This window comes from Veillonella parvula, from assembly GCF_048309325.1.
Taxonomy (GTDB): domain Bacteria; phylum Bacillota; class Negativicutes; order Veillonellales; family Veillonellaceae; genus Veillonella; species Veillonella parvula_T.
In genome coordinates this window covers 100,450-119,862 of the sequence record NZ_DBFBTX010000002.1, presented here as the reverse complement: position 1 = coordinate 119,862, position 19,413 = coordinate 100,450, and the positions used below count along the sequence as shown (strand labels likewise).

Genomic DNA, 19,413 nt, shown 5'->3' with positions numbered 1-19,413 from the left:
TCGGGCCCCATCAATAATAATTACCTATTAACTAGTTCATCTAGCATATTCATCCTGTAATTTTCTATTACGTTCATAAATTTTTTATTGTGTATCGGATTTTTACTCATTCCGAATAGATGGCTATTGCATTCACAGTCGCTGCACCCAAAGTTCGATACATTCCATTCCGCAATAGCTCGCACTGCATCAGCGAGAGCACATTCTACGTCAATTTTAGTTAGATCTACATCTGCACTTTCACGAGCAGCCGAATCATCATAAAATTTACCTTTCTGCCGTTCCTGAGCGGAAATTGTCATAGCCTGCGGTCGCCCACTGGTACGTATTGGCAAGCCTGCTATCATTTCGCAGTGACCTCGGAAGTAATCTAAATGCCAGTGCATTTTCTTCCGTTTTCGTTTATGACGTTCAATGCGTTTCGTCAAATTTGCCTTCGCAGAACCAACGTACATATAGTAACCAGATTTGAAATGCATCATCCCTTTAGAACCGATTTCGAAATCTAAATCGTGATCGAGGTGCATGACCATCACATACACGCCACTATCATGAGCCTCTGTATCGAGGACGCTACTCGGATAGGAACATTCATGTGTCACCGTAGGCATGGTGAAAGTTTCATCCCAAGCCACAGCAACGGCTTTCCAATCTAATGAAGGTGCCACCTCTTTAAAGGTACGGGCAAATTCCAAGTCCGTATGATAATCTGGCAAGAACCACTGCGCTTGGTCCCATTGTACGAGGAATAGAACGCCTGTGTGGTAGCCTTCATTTTGCAATTCTTTCAGATGCAATAAATGCTTGCGACCCCGTTCTGTAATAGCATCAGGAAACATGGCACCCGTTTTGGAGAACAACGTACAGGACTTAACCTCTAGTAAGAACTCATCCCCCTTATCATTGGTGAGGAGCAAGTCAAAGCGAGATGATGTGCCGTGTAGTTTAACCGTATACTCCCGTCTTACTACGCGCCACTCCTCCCAACCAGGGATCAGTTTATTTTCGATTAAATGTTGCGCCACATCGTTGCTGTAGTTTGTATCGAGCATGATAACAACGCCATCACGTTCTATACCTATCACGCGGTATTTCGTCTTCGCATCCGGCTTATCGTGAGGGACGATGTACATCGTTACCCCCGTAAACAAAAGCTCCCACATGCGACCAGGATTTGGCAAATGAGCGAGTATGCTTTCACCATTCAAATCTAAAGTCACCACAAAACGATTCGGGCGACCTATATATGTTGCTTTTAAAATAGTATCGTAAAGGACTTTCATCGTTTCTCCTACATCAAAACATTCTATGTGTCTATTATACGATATGTTACCCTTGGGTTTCATCTATAAACAGTATCGTATATAATTATAGTTAGTAACAATCAATAATTAATATTAAAAAGTTCTATTTTTGTAGCTTGGGTTACATTATTGTTTGTTAAAATGGTTTATACTAAGAGCGTCGGGTCAGTATTCTAAATACCCATACTGATCATTACGTCGGGTTTTGTTGAGGCATCGCCTAGTTGATCTCATCCCACTTGTCCGTATATATGTGCGAAGCTTTCACAAAACCCTAGGGCGTAAATAATTAATATATAAAGAGTTTTATAGATTAACTAAGTAGTTTTAGCCACTATTCTCCGCAGAGAGGGCTCGAGAAAGGATTTATCATGGCACAAATTGCAGCAAATTTACAACGCATTAAAAACGGCCAACGCCGTTATGCAATTACACCTCGCATTCCAGGAGGTTTCATTCAACCTGATCAATTACAAAAATATATCGACGTAGCGAATGAGTTCGGCGCCGTTCTTAAATTAACTGGCAGCCAACGCATTATGATTACAAATTTGAAAGCAGAAGACGTAGATAAAGCATGGGAGATGCTTGGCATGGAGCCAGCGTACACTGTATCCAACCGCGTACGTAGCGTAAAAATCTGCCCAGGTACTACCTTCTGTAAACGCGCTAAACAAGACAGCGTACATCTTGGCATGCAAATCGAACGCAAGTACTTGTCCCTTGAAATGCCAAGCAAAATGAAAATCGGCGTGTCCGGTTGTCCAAATTCTTGTACTGAAAGCCGCATGAAAGATGTGGGCGTTATCGGTACTGTAGAAGGTTGGAATGTATACGCTGGCGGTAGCGGCGGCGCGCATCCTCGCATCGGCGACCTCATCGCAGAAGTTAAAACAGAAAAAGAAGCTCTTGCATTAGTTGATCGAATCATCGCATACTATAAAGAAAACGCACAAATCGAACGCATGGGCGAATTCATCGACCGCATTGGTTTAGAGGCTTTCAAAGCAGCTGTATTGGACGACCTCGAAGGGGCTCCAGCTGAAAGCAAGTCCGAAGAACCAGCTGTGTTCTTACCTGGTCAAGGTAACGATCCTGAAGTGGAAGCACCACGCCTCGAAGCAGGTGCCCCTATCACTCCAGACACAATTATTCGCGACATCGTTGAAACCTATCCAAATGTTGTACCTGTATTACAAGGTATTGGTATGGGTTGCCTAGGTTGCCCATCTGCAACAGCTGAGCCATTATGGCAAGCCGCAGAAATCCACGGTTTTAATGTATACGATTTAGTAGAGAAATTAGAAACAGCACGAAAAGGAGCTTAATATGTCCGCATTCTTAGGTCACATCCATTACTGGTTATATCGCAAAATTCAATTGCTTGTTGAGCGTGAAAATTTGATTTTAGAAAAAACTTCTAAAGTTGTTGATGATTTGGCGGAGGAACTACACTCCATCTCCGTAGATACATACGGCGAACCAATCAATCCAAGCATTCCTTTGGAAAACATCATCGACCACGGCAATATTCACGGCTGGTTAGCTAACCAAATCAACATTGCTTCCGTTCGCGAAGCGGCTTTCATCAAAGACATGCTCGACACAAATTCTGGCGATGAAGCAGTACACGTAGTAACCGCTATCCTCGATGCCTTTGCAGTACAAGGCCAAGCATGTGGCGTTGTGGCTCAAGACAGCCTTGAAGAACACACTGCACCTGCGATTTACAATGCGTTACAAAACTTCTACGTAAATGGCATGCCTTGCGATGGCGGTGACCAAGTGGTTTCTGAAAGCCCAGAAGAATTTACCTGGGTTGGCGACCACAGATTACAAGCAGGCTACTGGCGTACAGCGGGCGTTGACCCTAAATTCATGGCATTAGCCTACCAAACATGGTTCGAAGCTTTTGTAAAAGCTATCGATCCAGCCTTTGAACTTGTAACGACAGAAGAAAACGGCACACGTTTATATACAATTAAGAAAAAATAAATCCATAACAGTTCGTTTGATTAAGAAAATATAAACGGATGAAAATGGACGAAAAAACGAACGTAACATATTACGTTCGTTTTTTATATAGTAAATGTATCGTTGTATATTTAATTAATCTTTATATATCCAATCTACCAACATTTACTCCACCCTATTTTACTCAATATAGGTAAAAAAAGCATACAATGTTGAATGTAACATATTTTTTCAAAACTGTAGCTATAGGCACAGCATTGATAAGCAATATCATTTATAATATAATTATAAGGTAATTACACAATGTAAAATTAAATGTTAGCGTAAGCTTTCAGAACATAAAAAGCTAGAATTAGGAGGTCCATTATGGCAGGCACAGTTAATCAAGAATTAGGTTTATTATTCCAAGGCCCTAACTATGTAATCGTAAAAAAAGGCGGCAAAGCTGGTGAAAAGGTGGAAAAACACAACCACCCTGAAGCTAATGTCATTTTTACAGTTGTAAAAGGTAAAGTACAAGTGTTCCTTAACGAAACGGAAGAACATGTACTTGTACCAGGCCAAGTATTGGAATTCAATGGCGATAACTACATCCAAGCAACACTCGTAGAAGACAGCGAGTTCGTTGTAAACCTCATTCACAAACCTGAATAAAATACCAAAGGACAGTTGATACAAGCAACTGTCCTTTTTATATGGTGTATGTATTAAAAAGAAATAATATAGTTATTAGGTTTTATATAGCTATTTAGTGGTTCAGTTATATCCATAGTTATTAAATACCCACAGGATAATACACAATCTAAAGAGTATTCTTTTAAAAGGAGTTATAAGTTGTAAATTCCCCCACATCAAAGCGTTTCGTATGACCTGGTGCAGGAACACAGTCTGAATGAGGGTAACCAATTGGGAAGATGGCTACAGGAATGATATTATCAGGCAAGTTATATGCCTTGCGTACTTTAGCAGGATCAAAGTGAGCAATCCACGTTGTACCTAAACCGATATCGGCTACGGTAAACATAATGTGAGAGCCTACAATGCTGGCATCTACAACGCCTAAATCTTCATCGTCGTATTCCCGCTTCCAGCTCACCGTATTATCGTAACAAACAATGATTGCCAACGGTGCATTAAAGTGACCATTTGTGCAGCCTTTTAGTTTGTTTAAGCTCTCTTCAGTATTTAATACAAGCAGTCTTTGCAGCTGGTAGTTATGAGCCGTAGGTGCTAATCTAGCTACTTCTAACAAAATATCTACCTTTTCTTGCTCCACTGGTCGAGTATCGAATTTTCGAACCGAATACCGCTCTGTGGCTAATGCTTTAAAATCTTTCATTAAATCTCACTCCTTTATCGGATTTATTAAAATGTATTTTAATGAAAATTCCTATATAATCCTTTATATAATCCTCATAGTATAATAGTTCGCTATATACCAGAAAAAGTCCTGTACCACTTCTACCAAGTATACATATTTTTACCAAGAATGCATAAACTAGACTGTATAAACTGTAACGTTTAAACAATATATAGGCAAGACAGAATATATGTTAAACAGTAAGTATCCTATACAAAAAATAACCCCCTAGCTGATACCTCAGTTAGGGGGTTTTGTGCTTATTATTTTTTAAGACGGCTAATTACTTCGTTAGTAATGTTTTCGATTTTGCTGTTAGCGTCAGCAGCACGAATTGTGTATGGATCATCCAATACTACGTCCATTTGTTTTTCAACGCGAATAGCTTCAACAGTGTTGTGAATTGCTTGCATCATAGGTTGAGCAATTTTATTGATTTCTTCGTTTTCTTTTTGAAGCAATGGAGCTACAGTTTTGTTGAATTCTGCTTCTGCTTGTGCAGAATCTTTAATTTTTTCAATTTCTTGTACTTTTTTTTCAATTTGTGGACGGTATTGAGCGTCTACTTGTTGCATCTTCATATCTAATGCACCGTAGCCAGGGTAGCTATTTACTACTTGGCTCATATTTACTAAGCCAATGTTGGCAGCACTTGCTACTGCAGCAGTAGCAGACATAGCACCAACGATAGCTAAGGTAGTCAATTTTTTAGATAATTTCATCTGAAATCCTCCTCGATTAAAAGTGTCACTATACAATCCAATAGTGTACTATTTTTACTATAACAAATCTTGCTAACTTTCACAAGACTATGATAAATAGCATAATAAAGCCCTATGAACTACTTATGAAAGTTATGAGAACTTAAAATAATACCCACAAGCATACTCTGAGACCCTTAAAGCAATCGATACAGACATATTCAGAACACACATGTGGGCATTTCGACTTTCACCAATTATTTATAATTTGTCATCAAATTATGGTTTATTATTCACCGAATTATTGTTCATCATTTAAATAGATGTATTTATCGGATTTCAATTTGGATATGAGATCAGGCACCAAACCGATAAGGCGATCAAAGCTGCTACTGTAAGGGTTGCCCTTAATGTTGAACAATTCGATGCGGTCACCTTTAATAACAAGAATCGCACTTGGTTCCATCTTGGCACCACCGCCACCGCCGCCAGATTCTTGGCTTTTATTGGCTGTGCAGTGGTTTGTACCAGTACCGAAGCCAAAGGTTACATCAACAAATGGAACGAGTGTAGTATCGCCGATTTGCACAGCTTCACCAACTACAGTTTCCACTTTAATCATATTTTTAAACTTCTCGAATAGGACTTCCAAATTCTCTTTTACATTACTGTTCTCCATCACAGTACCTCCGCTTTTTGTGAAAGTATTATAGCTATAATAATACAGCTCATATACTCAATTGACTTTATATATCCTTACGCTGTTTGACCCTGTTCGGCTTTTAGCTTTTCTAGTTGCTTGGCTTCCTTCCGTTTAACCCAGAAGACACGAGCACTTTCACCCAATAGGGAACGCATAGGTTTAGATACCAAGAATCTAGTACCATACCATGCCAATACGGCAAGAATCATACGACCTTTAATATGACCGCTACCTTCAGCTACCCAGTTCACATAATCTATCTCAATAGACTCTGCTTGCTCAGGCCAAATGCTATACAACATAGAGGCAATAAGCCCCATCCGATACGGATCACCAATACCAAATCGGCCCTCTATAGCCATATCACGTGGTTTAGAGTGATTATAGCATCGTTTCGACACAAGGAATATCTGACGCCACAACTCTGTATTTCTCAAGTGTTTCATGAACCAGAATGTAGGAATTTCAGACTTGAATGATGCTACCGGATCATTGGAATCAGGCTTTCCAAAACGTTGTTTCACAGTCGTTTTAATATCATTTACCTTTGTAAAGACCTTTTCCTTGATAGAGCCGTCACTATTGAAAGTAACATGACTTATTACTTCATCATCATCTTGAATATGAGCCGTTGGATCTTGTTGTATCGAATCATACCGCTCAGCACGAGCTTGTGCATCCATATCCTTAGAAGCCGCATCAGGTCGCTCAATGCGCTCCTTTGCCCTAGATGCGCTCCCCGCCCCTGGTGATTCGTCATCATCAAAGATTGTATCGGAGCCTTGGGCGCTCTTCAAGTCATCAAAGCTTGTGCCGCTAGAGCTTGCAGTTGGACCTTGTCCGCCTCCTTGCATAGCCTTTGCAAAAGCTTCTGCTTGTGATATGTCGCCGTCATCATCCATTACCTTTTGATATTCTTCATCTACACGATTTTCAAGCCATTGTTCATAGTCTTTTACAGGACCGATCTTAAGTACACCTAAAACGTATAATTCCTTAAAAAATGGTTTATTTTGAATGTACGCTAAGTGGAGTGAAAATACGCGCCACAGCCATTTGATACGCAGCTCGCCACGATATGGTGTCCGCCCATCAATTTCGATGCTATATGTGATTGGTGCCAGTAGGATAGTCAAGATGAGTGCTACAATGATGGCCACAATAACGAGGGCCACAATAGCCACTGTACTCAACCACATCACCTCCTTAGGTGTTCCTATGATTAGTTTTCAATGCCCTTTCGAGCCATTACGCCTTGTAAGTAGTAATGTTTAATCTCTTTCATCTCCGTTACGAGATCGGCCTCATCAATTAATTCTTGAGGAGCCCCACGGCCCGTAAATACGAGTTCCGTTTCTGGATGACGAGCATCGAGTAAAGCTTTAGTTTTATCCCATGTAATGAGTTCAAAGAAGAGAGCCATATTGTACTCATCAAGTACAACAAGGTCGTACTCACCACTGCTGATCGCAGCGAGTGCACGTTCATAGCCTTTTTCGATAAGAGCCACATAATCCTTCGGAGGATTACCAGACTCAAAGACAACGACTTCATCGCCCCATTTAGCAAGTTCATCCTTACTCTTCATGCCTTCTTTGATGATAAAGAATGGCTTGCCCACAGTTTCTAACGTTAAATTTGTTAAGGTAGGTAAAATAGTATGTTCACTATATACTTTAGATTTCATAAATTGTAAGAAGAGGACTTTCTTGCCAGCGCCGATGGCACGAATGGCTAGGCCAATTGCGGCAGTTGTTTTGCCTTTGCCTTCGCCGGTATAAACTTGTACATAGGCCTTCATAGATATACCTCCGTTCATATACTTTTATTTTACAATATATATATACAAAAGGAAAGAAAAAGAACTTGCTATGAGCGCATATGCACGCATAACAAGTTCTTTTTAGGTCTTATATAAGCTTTTATATTTTTAATTGCTAATTGGTAAGAAGATCATAGGGTCTACAGGCGTATTGTTAAGGCGTACCTCATAGTGAACGTGGGCGCCCGTACTTTTACCAGTACTACCCATCAAAGCTATGGTTTGACCTTGTTTCACACTCATCCCTACCGTTACCAATACGGCACTATTATGGCCATAACGGGTAACAAAGCCATTGCCATGATCGATTTCAACGAGATTACCATAACCACCGCTTGTATACCCTGCAAAAGTTACCACCCCTGCCGCAGTAGCCACGATTTGGGAACCATAGTCATCGGCAATATCGATACCTTCATGGAATGCACCAATAGCACCCGTAACAGGGTCAACACGGCTACCAAATGGAGATGTAATAACGCCCTTACTTGGCCAAATACTAGGTGTCGTACTATTCACAGCACCACCAGAACCAGCGGAGAAATTGATGGATTGTAATGCCATCAAATCTTTTGCGCCACCATCGCGAAGGATATTGCGCATTGTATAGAAACTAACAAGCAATTTTTGTGCTTCCTTGTCCATTTTGGATAGTCGAGCCGATAATTGTGCCGCTGTTAACGTCTGTGCTTCACTATTATCAGCGGCTTCCTGCTTTGGGTCGCTACCATCCCCGCCACCTTGAGCTGGTGTGCCAGATTCAGCGCCCTTCAGCATTTGCTTATTCTCTTCACTAATTTGATTTAAGTTTTGAATTTTCTTATCCAGAACCTCTGTTTTTTGTTGTAACAATTTCAACTGTTCCGATTGTAATTGTGTTTGTTGACGTAATTGCACAACCTCAGCTTGACGCACGATGCCCCAAATACCGAGTACCAATGCCAAGATCAATACTACAGAACCAATAATAGCAACGAGTTTCGCTTGCTTGGTAGTTAATGTCAATATGCAGTTGTCACCATTTCTTTCAACTTTGTTTGAAATGAATGCCGGTATTTTCAACATAAAACTTCCTTATTTCGAGACGATAGCGCTCGTCAACGCTTCCTCATTGGTACGCTCACCCAACGCTTCGTTCAAACTTTCTAATTCTTCTTGTGAAAGACTTACTAAACTTTTACCTTTCACAATAGGTTTACTAAAAATACGAGATTCGCTACGACCGTAAATACTAGAGATACAGATACCATTATTGTTGCCATCTAGCAAGGTAAGCGCAAAGGACAAATCATTTCCGATATTTTCAAAGGCATTATACTTAATAAAGCCAATTTTTTGTATCGTATTACTCTGAATATTGCGGATTGCCACTTGCTCGGATAACAAGGACTCAAGGCCCTTCGCAGCATCGCGAATTTCACTGACCTCTACAGATAATTTACGCTCTAGGCTCGCACCATGCTCCCCTTGCATAAAGAAATCGTATTTCTTTTTCAAGCTACCTAAACGGATGTGTAAGATTACACAATATACGAATAACACTATAACAAGAACGATGGTAACCATGCCTATCCACGGTTGAATCGATTCGAACATGTATTTTCCTTCCTATACAATCATCAAAACTCCAACAGTTAATTATACCACTCCTATTGTGAAAGTTAAATGACTGCATGCAATTTAATTTAATATATCTAATATAGATAAACGATACCTATATAACAATGTATATAACAAGTATGTAATGTATATCTAAATGTATGTGTTACATACATATTACAATGCTATTTATTAGGCTATTTATTAGCCCTCTAGTTCGTCAACAAATGGGCTTATTGCTCGTTCTAGTATACCATGTAGAGCTGCTATGAGTACACCGTAATTTACAATGGGTGTACCTTGTACAACAGCGCATTCTATACGACGTAACACCTCACGGCGTGTTAGCATACAAGCACCACAGTGGATGATCAAATCATACTGTGATACATCCTTAGGGAATGCTCCCCCACTAGTGAATTCTAACTGTAAATCTGTATAACCTTGCTTCTTTAAAAGATTAGGTATTTTTACAGTCCCAATATCATCGCATTGACGACGATGTGTACAACCTTCACTGATAAGTACCTTGGAACCAGCTTTCAAATTCTTAATAGCCTTAACACCAGTGACTAAATCCTGTAATTTTCCCTTGAACCGTGCCATCAAAATAGAAAAGGACGTCAACGGAATCGAATCAGGCGTCAACTCATCAACCCGATCAAACGCTTGGGAGTCACAGATTACCATTTTAGGGGGATTCTTAAGCGAGTGAATCATAGCCGGTAATTCTTCTGTTTGGCAGACTAAAGCTAAACCTTTATGATCGAGAATTTCTCGGATAGTCTGTACCTGTGGCAAGATGAGTCGCCCCTTTGGTGCGGCACTGTCGATAGGACATACAAGAATGATTGTATCCCCCTCTTCAACTAAACCTTGTAAAAGAGTTTGCTCCCCTTCTACATCAAGTGGTGTTAGCCCACCGAGTAGATCAAGCAACTCTAATCGTTTCGCATCAGATGTGAAGTCAGCAGAGCCAATGACAGTAACCAATTCAGATAAACCTGTATGATCTGCTATATAACGCTCTCCCAGTTTATCTCTGCCTACACTAGCTTTAGACTCCGTTAAATTGTTTAGCGCCGCATTAATCTCATTAATAAAAAGTGCAACAGGTACATTATTTTGTTTCAAAAGACCTAACCAGTGCATATCGTCTGAGTTTGGCTCTTCATCGGTGCGAAGCACATAAACAGCCAAGTTAATCTTTTTCACGACCTCTTCTGTTTTCTCCATGCGCAATGCACCTAATTCAGTTGTATCATCTATACCAGCAGTATCAGTAATCACCACAGGGCCAAGTGGTAAAATTTCCATAGCTTTGCTTACAGGATCTGTTGTAGTCCCTGCCACATCGGATACTAACGATACAGGCTGATCAGTTAACATATTGATCAATGTAGATTTACCGGCATTACAACGGCCAAAAAAGCCAATATGTATGCGGTTTGCCTTAGGTGTTTGTTCCATAACCTATCCTTGTTACTTAACCTTCATATATATTACAAATATATTATAAAGCTTCTGATAAATTATCTAATAACTTATCCTATTATTTATTATAATCTCTTAAAATACAGTAAAAGCGCAGCCCGTAGACTACACTTTTACTGCAGATTGTTATTATTACTATTACGACTATTGCAATTGCTATAGCTGTTATTATTGTTATTGTTGTTATTATTATCGTTACTATTATTGTTGGTGTTACGGCTATTGCTATTGCTTTTGCTTTTGCTTTTGCTTTTGCTAGCCAATTATACTCTAAACTCTATTGTTTCCGCATCTTCTGTTTGATCTTGCCCATCCATATATGCAATAAGTCTTTCTAATTCAGCTTCAGAGGAGAAAGCAATTTCAATTTTTCCTTGTACTTTTTTGCCTGCACGGAATTTAATATTCACAGGGGACCCTAAGCTTAGTTTTAAACGGTCCATTAGGGCACGAACCTCTGCCGTATTTTGAGGTTTACCAGTCTTTGCTTTAGACGATTTATTTTGCATAGACTTAACAAGGGCCTCTGCTTGTCTAGCACTTAGCTCACCCTCTTTAATACGTTCAGCTGCTTCTATTTGTTGAGCTGCACTTCTTAACGCTAATAATGGACGAGCTTGACCAACCGTTAAATCACCTTCGATAAGATCCTTTTGTACAGAATCACATAATTTTAAAAGACGAACCATATTAGCAATATATGAACGGCTACGGCCAAGACGAGCAGAAATCATTTCTTGCGTTTGCTTATAAGTATCCATCAATCCTTGATAAGCCAATGCTTCTTCAATGGGATCTAATCCTTCACGTTGTAGGTTCTCTACAAGAGCAACCTCTGTCATTTCTTCGGTATTATATTTTTTAACAATAACTGGTACTGTTTTCAATCCAGCAATCATAGCAGCACGATAACGGCGCTCACCAGCTACAATTTGATATTTATTCTTTTGTTTACGAACTACAATCGGTTGGAAAATACCAAGATTCTTGATTGATTCAGCCAATGTAGCTAGACTATCTTCATCAAAACTTTTACGCGGTTGATCTACATTTGGAACTAACTCAGAAATTGGCAGTTCATGTATCTCCTTTTCAGGCAATACAGACTCTACAGAGTTAACCTTCATTAAATTCTCAAGGCCCTTCCCCAATCCAGACGCTTTGCTTTTTTTGCTTTTAATTTCTCTTGGCATACAACTAACCTCTCTCGGCCTTACAAATATTTACAAATTTAAAATATGTAAATCACGCAAACCACCAAAAACTAATATTCTTAGCATTAGATACATACATATAACAGATACTTATTACCTTTAGGTACTTACTTCGCTTTTGTGTTTATTGAGCTTTAATACTTATTTATCTCTAGTGCTTATTTAGTTTTAGATGCTTTAATTACCTCTTTAGCTAATTTCGTATATACATCAGCACCTTTGGATTTTGGATCATATACAATGATTGGCTCCCCATAACTAGGTGCCTCACTTAAACGTACATTACGAGGAATAATTGTTTTATATACTTTATTGCCAAAGAATTTTTTTACTTCATCGGCTACTTGAATCGATAAATTTGTGCGGCCATCAAACATAGTCAATAGCACGCCTTCAATTTCAAGATCCTTATTTGATGTTTGTTGTACAATTGTTATCGTTTTAACTAATTGACTAACCCCTTCCAATGCGTAAAATTCACTTTGAATCGGAATCAATACACTATCAGCAGCAGTGAAGGCATTTAATGTTAATAACCCGAGAGATGGTGGACAGTCAATAACGATAAAATCATATGTATCTCTTACTGACGCTAATGCTTTTTTCAACATTGTTTCACGTGAAACAACGGAAACTAGTTCTACTTCAGCACCAGCTAGTTGAATTGTTGCAGGCGCCACAAATAGGTTTTCAAGCATTGTAGGTTGTACAATATCAGCAATTGGTTCTCCATCAATTAGAACATCATGCACACAGAGCTCTAAATCATCCTTTTCAATACCTAACCCAGAACTAGCATTACCTTGTGGATCCAAATCAACCAGTAATACTTTTTTACCTGCATCAGCTAAACAAGCACTCAAATTTACTGATGTTGTAGTTTTACCAACACCGCCTTTTTGATTAGTAATAGCTATAACTTTGCCCACTTAATTCACCTCACATCTTCGTTCAAAATATTTCTTTTCCATTATAACATAAAACAATGCTAATTACGGTATTTATAAATCAAATTCTCATTAATTTTTATCTACTATATTATTTTATTTATCTACTACATTTTTCCCACTTACATTTATATTACGCACATAAACTTATAGGTAAATAACTTCATTAATATAATTACAACACTTATTTTTTATTGTTTCACGTGAAACATAGCAATTTATTCCTTTACTATATAGTACAACACAAAATAAGAAAAATTACATCAAATGTTTTATAAGTTTTACGATTAAATGTTTCACGTGAAACATTTAAGGATTTAAATCTAACGCAAAAATTAAGTTGTAAAATTAATAAAAAATTTTACAGTAAAAAATTATCATATTAATATAAATCTATACCTATAGACAAATATACACAAAATTATTTTATATCATCTTTTTTATTTATAGAACAACACCATTAGCAAAAGGTATAAAGTAATCAACTTTTGATCGGTAACATTATATATAACAATAATATACGAAATGTAATGAACTAATATTAATATACTTATATACTCATAACAAATTATTAGATTATATTTAATAAATTGTTTCACGTGAAACATTATGGTTAACATTAAACATATAAAACCTTCATCACCAATAACTTTTATGAACAAAAATCATTTTGATATAACTTTAAACTATATCTATATACTACTAAATTATATGAGAATACAGGCCCCATATACTTTGACAGGTATTATTCATATCTATATACTATTAGTTAGATAGTAATTAGATTGATAATCTTAAGAGTCTAGAAAAATCACTTTATAAGATTTATATATACAATTAATAACAGTAAGCACACGCTCTACGGACACGCAGAGCTTTTTATTTTGAAGAGGAGGCGTTTCTATGCCCATCTATAACGGAATGCTTCCTGCCATCGATAAAGCAGAAGTAAAACGATACGCAGGACTTCGTCACGCTGAAGATTTCCCACAAAACTATGTTGACGAAGCATGTAAGGAAATCCAATTATTGGCTACACCTAGGGGTGTATATCAAGAATATGATTACGATGCAGAAACAAAAACAATTTTAAGCAATCCACCGCTTAAAATTGAAGGGTCTATCATTGAAAAACATCTAGAAAAATCTACTAAAGTATACGTATTAGGTGTAACAGTTGGAGAAGATGTAGAAATTCGTAGTGAGCAATTATTTAAACAAGGTAACTATACGGTAGGCTTATTACTTGATGCAGCAGCCACAACTGCTGTAGAACAGGTAGCTGATCAGGTAAACGAAGTAATCAATACAATTGCTAAAAAACAAGGCTATAAGCCAACTTGGCGTTTTAGCCCTGGTTATGGCAACTGGCCACTAGAAATCCAACCACAATTAGCTAAAATCATCAAAACAGAGATGATTGGCTTACAAGTAACAGAGAACTATTTATTATTCCCACGTAAGTCTGTAACGGCTATCATCGGTTTAATGCCAGCAAACGAAGATATTAAAACTAAACGAGGCTGTACATCTTGTTCACAACAAAACTGTGCATCTCGAAAATTACCAGAGAAAGCAACAGTCAACACCCAAGATGGGGGAGAAGAGGCAGGTAGTAAAACTACTGCCGACATTTCTGGTATTGCCATGAAGGGGCAACCAATACAATAGTGTTTCACGTGAAACATTGTAATTTAGGATGTTAAAGGAAGATGTTTATGTATATATTTGACGGTGCTATGGGCACAATGCTTCAAGCGGCAGGCTTAGAAGAGGGCTATTGTCCAGAGCTATTTAATATTGAAAGACCAGAAGTAGTAAAGGATATTCATGCACAATATTTACTTCATGGCAGTGATGTAATCACTACCAATACATTCGGTGCTTGTGGTCTTAAATTAGAAGATTATGATTTACAGGATCGCGTAAGAGAAATCAATATTGCAGCTGTGAAGGTAGCAAAAGAAGCCATTGCAGAGAATAAACCAACTGCTCGTGTAGCAGGTTCTATGGGTCCTACAGGCCGTTTTTTACAACCATTAGGCAATATGAGCTTTGACTCTATCTATGATACATATCGTGAACAAGCCGAAGCATTAATCGAAGGTGGCGTTGATTTTATTATCATTGAAACTATCATCGACGTACAAGAAATGCGTGCCGCTTTATTAGCCTCTTTAGATGCTCGTGAAGCAGCAGGGAAGACAAAAGATGATGTACAAATCATCTGTCAATTTTCTTTTAGTGAAGACGGTCGTACTATTACAGGTACACCACCAGCAGTAGCAACTACTATCGTAGAAGCTATGGGTGCAGATATCATTGGTATCAACTGTTCCCTTGGACCTGAGCAAATCACACCACTTATCGAAGAGATTGCAAGCGTTACAAATTTACCAATAAGCTGTCAGCCAAATGCTGGTATGCCTCAACTAATTAATAAACAAACTGTATTCCCACTCACAGCAGAAGAAATGGGTCCATTAATGCTTGCTATCGTTGATGCAGGGGCTAGTTATGTTGGTGGCTGCTGTGGTACAACACCAGCTCATATTCAATCTATTTCCAATGCTGTGAAAGCGCACACCCCAAAAGAACGTGCCCACATTGCACCTAAAACAATTATTACAAGCCGTACTAAACTTTTAGAGTTGGGCCATCATACAAAACCACTTATCATTGGCGAACGTATTAACCCAACTGGCCGTAAAGTCCTTGCTCAAGAATTACGCGATGGCTCTTTCATCCGTGTTAAACGTGATGCGTTGGATCAAGTAGAAGCTGGCGCAGATATCCTCGATGTAAACATGGGCGTAGCTGGCATGGATCAATCGCCCTTAATGGAACGTGCCATTTTCGAGTTATCCATGCTCGTGGAAACACCTTTATCCATTGATACATTAGACCCAGCAGCTATGGAAATAGCTCTTAAAAACTATCCAGGCCGTGCCCTCATTAACTCTGTAAATGGGGAGGAGGAGTCTATTACTCACGTAATGCCTTTGGCTAAACGGTATGGTGCAGCATTGCTTTGCTTGCCAATCTGTAGTGGTGACTTACCTGAAAAAGCAGAGGACCGCGTTGCTTTAGCTGAAAGCATCGTAAATCGCGCTTACGGTTATGGTCTTCACCCACATGATTTATTACTCGATCCATTAGTATTAACACTTGCCAGTGGTGAAGATAGTGCACGCCAAACATTGCGTACGCTACAGTTATATAAAGAAAAATTTGGCTTCCCAACAGTAATGGGCTTGTCCAATATCTCCTTCGGTATGCCTCAGCGTCCATATTTGAACGGCCAATTCTTAACAATGGCCCTCGCATGTGGCTTAACAACACCGATTATGAATCCACTCAATTATCCAGCCAAAAAAGCATTTGTATCTAGTACTACCTTACTAGGCTGGGACCCAGGTTCTGCTGAATTTATTAAAGAATACGGCTATGAAGACGAAACTACCGCTCCTGGTAACACTGCTCCTAAAGGGCCAGATAAAAAATCCTTCGATAGTAATGATCCTTTAGCCAATATTCGCGCATGTGTAGAACAAGGCGAAAAAGAAGCTATCATTGATCTTGTAAAAAAAGCCTTAGCAGATGGTATCGATCCATTAGATCTTACGAAAAAAGGCTTATCTGAAGCGATGAACGTAGTGGGGGATAAGTTTGGTTCTGGTAAGTTATTCTTACCACAAGTAATGCTTGCTGCTGAAACAATGCAGGCTGCTTTCAACACCATTAAAGAAATTATTCCTGCTAGTGAAAGCTTAGATAAAGGCACCGTTGTCGTAGCTACAGTTAAAGGCGACATTCACGATTTAGGTAAAAATATCGTAGCAGCATTGCTCGAAAACAATGGTTACAAAATCGTCGACCTTGGTAAGGACGTTGACCCAGAAGTTATCGTACAAGCCATTAAAGATAACAAAGCTGCCCTCGTTGGCATCTGTTCCTTGATGACGACTACCATGCCACAAATCGACAATACTATCGCTGCTATCCGTGCAGCAGGCCTTAAAACTAAGGTCATGGTTGGTGGCGCCGTAGTATCTCAAGACTACGCAGACCAAGCAGGTGCAGATATCTACGCTAAGGACGGTATCGCTGCTGTTAACCATGCTAACGATTTCTTTGAAACACTAGAAAAATAATGTATAGTAACGAGGTACATGATGACATTAAGAGAAAAACATCAACAAGGGCAGTTCACCATTACTGTTGAATTGGATCCTCCTAAAAGCAGTTCTGCAGAAAAGACCTTCGAACAAGCAGCCCGTTTGAAAGGGAAGGTGGATGCTATCAACATCGCTGATAGCCCTATGTCCAAAATGCGCATGAGCCCAATTTCTCTTTCTTATTTGTTACAACATAACAAAGAAATTGAAACTATTTTCCACCTTACATGCCGCGACCGTAATATTATCGGATTGCAATCTGAATTACTCGGTGCAGCAGCGTTGGGCGTGCATAATATTTTAACTCTCACTGGTGATAAACCAGATAATGGGGACCATCCATTTGCACAATCCGTATTTGAAGTCGACTGTATGGGACTACTCAACATCGCTAAGACATTAAATGCAGGCAAAGACCTTGCAGGTAATGACCTAGACGCACCTACAAACTTCTACATCGGTGCCACTGGTAATCCTGGTGCTCCAGATTTAGAGATTGAACGCCAAAAATTAGCTGCTAAAATTCAAAATGGCGCTCACTTTGTACAAACACAACCAATTTACGATTTAGAACAGGCAAAACACTACATTGACAAGATGTCTGAATTCGATGTACCTATCATGCTAGGTTTGATTCCACTTAAAAGCTTTAAAATGGCTACATACCTCCATGAAAAAGTGCCTGGAATCAATCTTACTCAAGAAATCTTGGACCGCATGGAAAAAGGTGGTAAAGAAGCGGGTACAGAAATCGCAATCGAAACACTTGAACAAATCAAGAAAATGGCAGCAGGCGTACATATTATGCCTTTAAATGATATCGATACAACATTATATATTATTGACCACGTATAATACGTATGCAAACAGGAATACTTTCTTTTCGCCTCCAAAGCAAGCTAAGTCGGCTCGAAAAAAGTATTCCTGTTTTATTTAATATAATTATGTACAAAAATATATAATCGTTTAACTTTTGTTGTAAACGATATCATTTAATAGGTAGTAAGGGAAAAAGAAAATAGCGAGCTAAGTCGTCCTTAGGGAAAGGTGTTATATGTATCTTTATCTCCGCCTCATATAGTGAACAAAATATATAATTTTGTTGTAAACGATATCATTTAATAGATATAGGGTAGGGGAGGGAATGCGAACTAATTCGTTACTAAGAAAAAAAAGAGGATGCAGATCTAAGATTTGCATCCTCTTTTTCTTTATGTAGCAATATAGCATAGAGTTTATTTATATTAGTTTCTACGCCTAAATCATTAGCTGCTATACTAACGGTTTGTCTTTGATTTCTTTTGGTTTACGTGGGTATTGTTTCGGTGTTTTTCCCGTTTTCTTTATATATAAGATTGCACGTTTATCGTCTAAGGTTGGCAAAGTAACGGTTCTTACTTCTTCGATAGTAGCTTTTAGTGTGCTAAGGGCTTTATTAGATTCTTTCACTTCTTCTTCGTAGATAGCTCCTTTTAAAGCAACAACGTAGCCACCTTCTTTTACGTATGGTACAGTCCATTCTAAAAGAATCGGCAAGCGTGCCACGGCACGGCTCGTAGCAATATCAAAGCTTTCACGGTAATCTTGATGACTCAAATCCTCCGCACGTCCGTGTAAGGTAGTACAGTTCGTCAGTTTTAGTTTATCTATAATCGATTCCAAAAAGGTAAGCCGCTTTTTCAAAGAATCAAACAGGGTAACCTTGAGGCTACGGTCATAGATAGCCAATGGAATACCAGGAAAACCTGCACCGGTACCAACATCGATAATCGTCATGCCAGATTTGATAATTTCAGAATCATAACAGGAGAGGGAGTCAATCATGTGCTTAACCACGACCTCTTTCATATCCGTAATACCCGTTAAATTGAGATATTTATTTGTTTCAATCATATGCGCATAATACATGTAAAAGTCTTTTGCTTGCTCTTCCGTACAAGGCAAGCCAAAATGGCTCATTTGCTCCATCATGTACGAAACAAATTCAGACTGAGGTGCTATAGGCACATCGTATTTTTCTTTCATAAGTACACCTAATGAATTGTCTAATATGTATAGGATAATAAGATCTGTAGGAAATATCTTTTAAAATCTGTAAGAAATATCTTCTAAAAAGT

At 38.7% G+C, this 19,413-nt stretch carries 18 protein-coding genes; 6 read left to right on the top strand and 12 right to left on the bottom strand.

Going from position 1 to position 19,413, the window contains the following annotated elements; genetic code table 11:
- Positions 1 to 20: 20 nt before the first annotated feature.
- Positions 21 to 1,283 carry a DNA/RNA nuclease SfsA gene (gene sfsA / locus ACMKPP_RS00965; protein ID WP_418369162.1) on the bottom strand — a complete coding sequence of 421 codons (1,263 nt, stop codon included), beginning with the start codon at positions 1,281 to 1,283 and terminating at the stop codon, positions 21 to 23.
- 392 nt (positions 1,284 to 1,675) lie between these two features.
- Here sfsA and ACMKPP_RS00960 point away from each other — a divergent pair, with 392 nt between their 5' ends.
- The 3 genes from ACMKPP_RS00960 (at position 1,676) to ACMKPP_RS00950 (ending at position 3,932) form a co-directional block, all read left to right on the top strand.
- A complete protein-coding gene (locus ACMKPP_RS00960; RefSeq protein ID WP_413084729.1) occupies positions 1,676 to 2,632 on the top strand; it encodes a DUF1858 domain-containing protein in 957 nt (318 codons plus the stop codon).
- 1 nt (position 2,633) lies between these two features.
- A complete protein-coding gene (locus tag ACMKPP_RS00955) occupies positions 2,634 to 3,299 on the top strand; it encodes a hypothetical protein (RefSeq protein ID WP_008714572.1) in 666 nt (221 codons plus the stop codon).
- A 345-nt stretch (positions 3,300 to 3,644) separates the two neighbouring features.
- Positions 3,645 to 3,932, top strand: a complete 288-nt coding sequence (locus tag ACMKPP_RS00950) for a cupin domain-containing protein (protein WP_004694414.1) — start codon at positions 3,645 to 3,647, stop codon at positions 3,930 to 3,932.
- 163 nt (positions 3,933 to 4,095) lie between these two features.
- Here the strand turns inward: ACMKPP_RS00950 and ACMKPP_RS00945 are convergent, their stop codons facing one another.
- The 10 genes from ACMKPP_RS00945 to ACMKPP_RS00900 all read right to left on the bottom strand — a co-directional run bounded on the left by ACMKPP_RS00945 (position 4,096) and on the right by ACMKPP_RS00900 (position 13,100).
- Positions 4,096 to 4,617, bottom strand: coding sequence for a nitroreductase family protein (locus tag ACMKPP_RS00945; protein ID WP_418369161.1), 522 nt, complete (start codon positions 4,615 to 4,617; stop codon positions 4,096 to 4,098).
- Positions 4,618 to 4,901: 284 nt separating this feature from the next.
- On the bottom strand, positions 4,902 to 5,360 hold the full coding sequence (locus tag ACMKPP_RS00940) for an OmpH family outer membrane protein (protein WP_004698051.1): 459 nt from the start codon (positions 5,358 to 5,360) through the stop codon (positions 4,902 to 4,904).
- A 280-nt stretch (positions 5,361 to 5,640) separates the two neighbouring features.
- A complete protein-coding gene (locus ACMKPP_RS00935) occupies positions 5,641 to 6,018 on the bottom strand; it encodes a GerW family sporulation protein (RefSeq protein WP_418369160.1) in 378 nt (125 codons plus the stop codon).
- Between the two features lie 77 nt (positions 6,019 to 6,095).
- Positions 6,096 to 7,235, bottom strand: coding sequence for a hypothetical protein (locus tag ACMKPP_RS00930; protein WP_077708642.1), 1,140 nt, complete (start codon positions 7,233 to 7,235; stop codon positions 6,096 to 6,098).
- A 29-nt stretch (positions 7,236 to 7,264) separates the two neighbouring features.
- Positions 7,265 to 7,843: a cob(I)yrinic acid a,c-diamide adenosyltransferase gene (locus ACMKPP_RS00925; RefSeq protein WP_004694402.1), complete on the bottom strand. Its 579-nt coding sequence runs from the start codon at positions 7,841 to 7,843 to the stop codon at positions 7,265 to 7,267.
- 129 nt (positions 7,844 to 7,972) lie between these two features.
- A complete protein-coding gene (locus ACMKPP_RS00920; protein ID WP_008601903.1) occupies positions 7,973 to 8,929 on the bottom strand; it encodes a M23 family metallopeptidase in 957 nt (318 codons plus the stop codon).
- A 9-nt stretch (positions 8,930 to 8,938) separates the two neighbouring features.
- Positions 8,939 to 9,460, bottom strand: a complete 522-nt coding sequence (locus tag ACMKPP_RS00915) for a DUF4446 family protein (protein WP_004694397.1) — start codon at positions 9,458 to 9,460, stop codon at positions 8,939 to 8,941.
- A gap of 207 nt (positions 9,461 to 9,667) precedes the next feature.
- Complete coding sequence (hydF, locus tag ACMKPP_RS00910) at positions 9,668 to 10,933, bottom strand: [FeFe] hydrogenase H-cluster maturation GTPase HydF (RefSeq protein ID WP_008601902.1); 1,266 nt, start codon at positions 10,931 to 10,933, stop codon at positions 9,668 to 9,670.
- Between the two features lie 287 nt (positions 10,934 to 11,220).
- Entirely contained in the window at positions 11,221 to 12,150 is a 930-nt protein-coding gene (locus ACMKPP_RS00905; protein WP_008601901.1) for a ParB/RepB/Spo0J family partition protein, read from the bottom strand.
- Positions 12,151 to 12,329: 179 nt separating this feature from the next.
- Positions 12,330 to 13,100 carry a ParA family protein gene (locus tag ACMKPP_RS00900; protein ID WP_004698040.1) on the bottom strand — a complete coding sequence of 257 codons (771 nt, stop codon included), beginning with the start codon at positions 13,098 to 13,100 and terminating at the stop codon, positions 12,330 to 12,332.
- A gap of 921 nt (positions 13,101 to 14,021) precedes the next feature.
- Between ACMKPP_RS00900 and ACMKPP_RS00895 the strand changes: the two genes are divergently transcribed.
- From ACMKPP_RS00895 to ACMKPP_RS00885, 3 genes are read left to right on the top strand one after another with little or no spacing between them, the layout of a single operon-like run.
- Positions 14,022 to 14,789, top strand: a complete 768-nt coding sequence (locus tag ACMKPP_RS00895; protein WP_039965172.1) for a methionine synthase — start codon at positions 14,022 to 14,024, stop codon at positions 14,787 to 14,789.
- Between the two features lie 47 nt (positions 14,790 to 14,836).
- Entirely contained in the window at positions 14,837 to 17,272 is a 2,436-nt protein-coding gene (locus tag ACMKPP_RS00890; protein WP_008601894.1) for a homocysteine S-methyltransferase family protein, read from the top strand.
- Between the two features lie 21 nt (positions 17,273 to 17,293).
- The gene (locus ACMKPP_RS00885) at positions 17,294 to 18,151 is read left to right on the top strand and encodes a methylenetetrahydrofolate reductase (protein WP_128114424.1); all 858 of its coding nucleotides are present in this window, start codon (positions 17,294 to 17,296) and stop codon (positions 18,149 to 18,151) included.
- A 417-nt stretch (positions 18,152 to 18,568) separates the two neighbouring features.
- Here the strand turns inward: ACMKPP_RS00885 and rsmG are convergent, their stop codons facing one another.
- On the bottom strand, positions 18,569 to 19,321 hold the full coding sequence (gene rsmG / locus ACMKPP_RS00880) for a 16S rRNA (guanine(527)-N(7))-methyltransferase RsmG (protein ID WP_128114423.1): 753 nt from the start codon (positions 19,319 to 19,321) through the stop codon (positions 18,569 to 18,571).
- Positions 19,322 to 19,413: the final 92 nt, after the last annotated feature.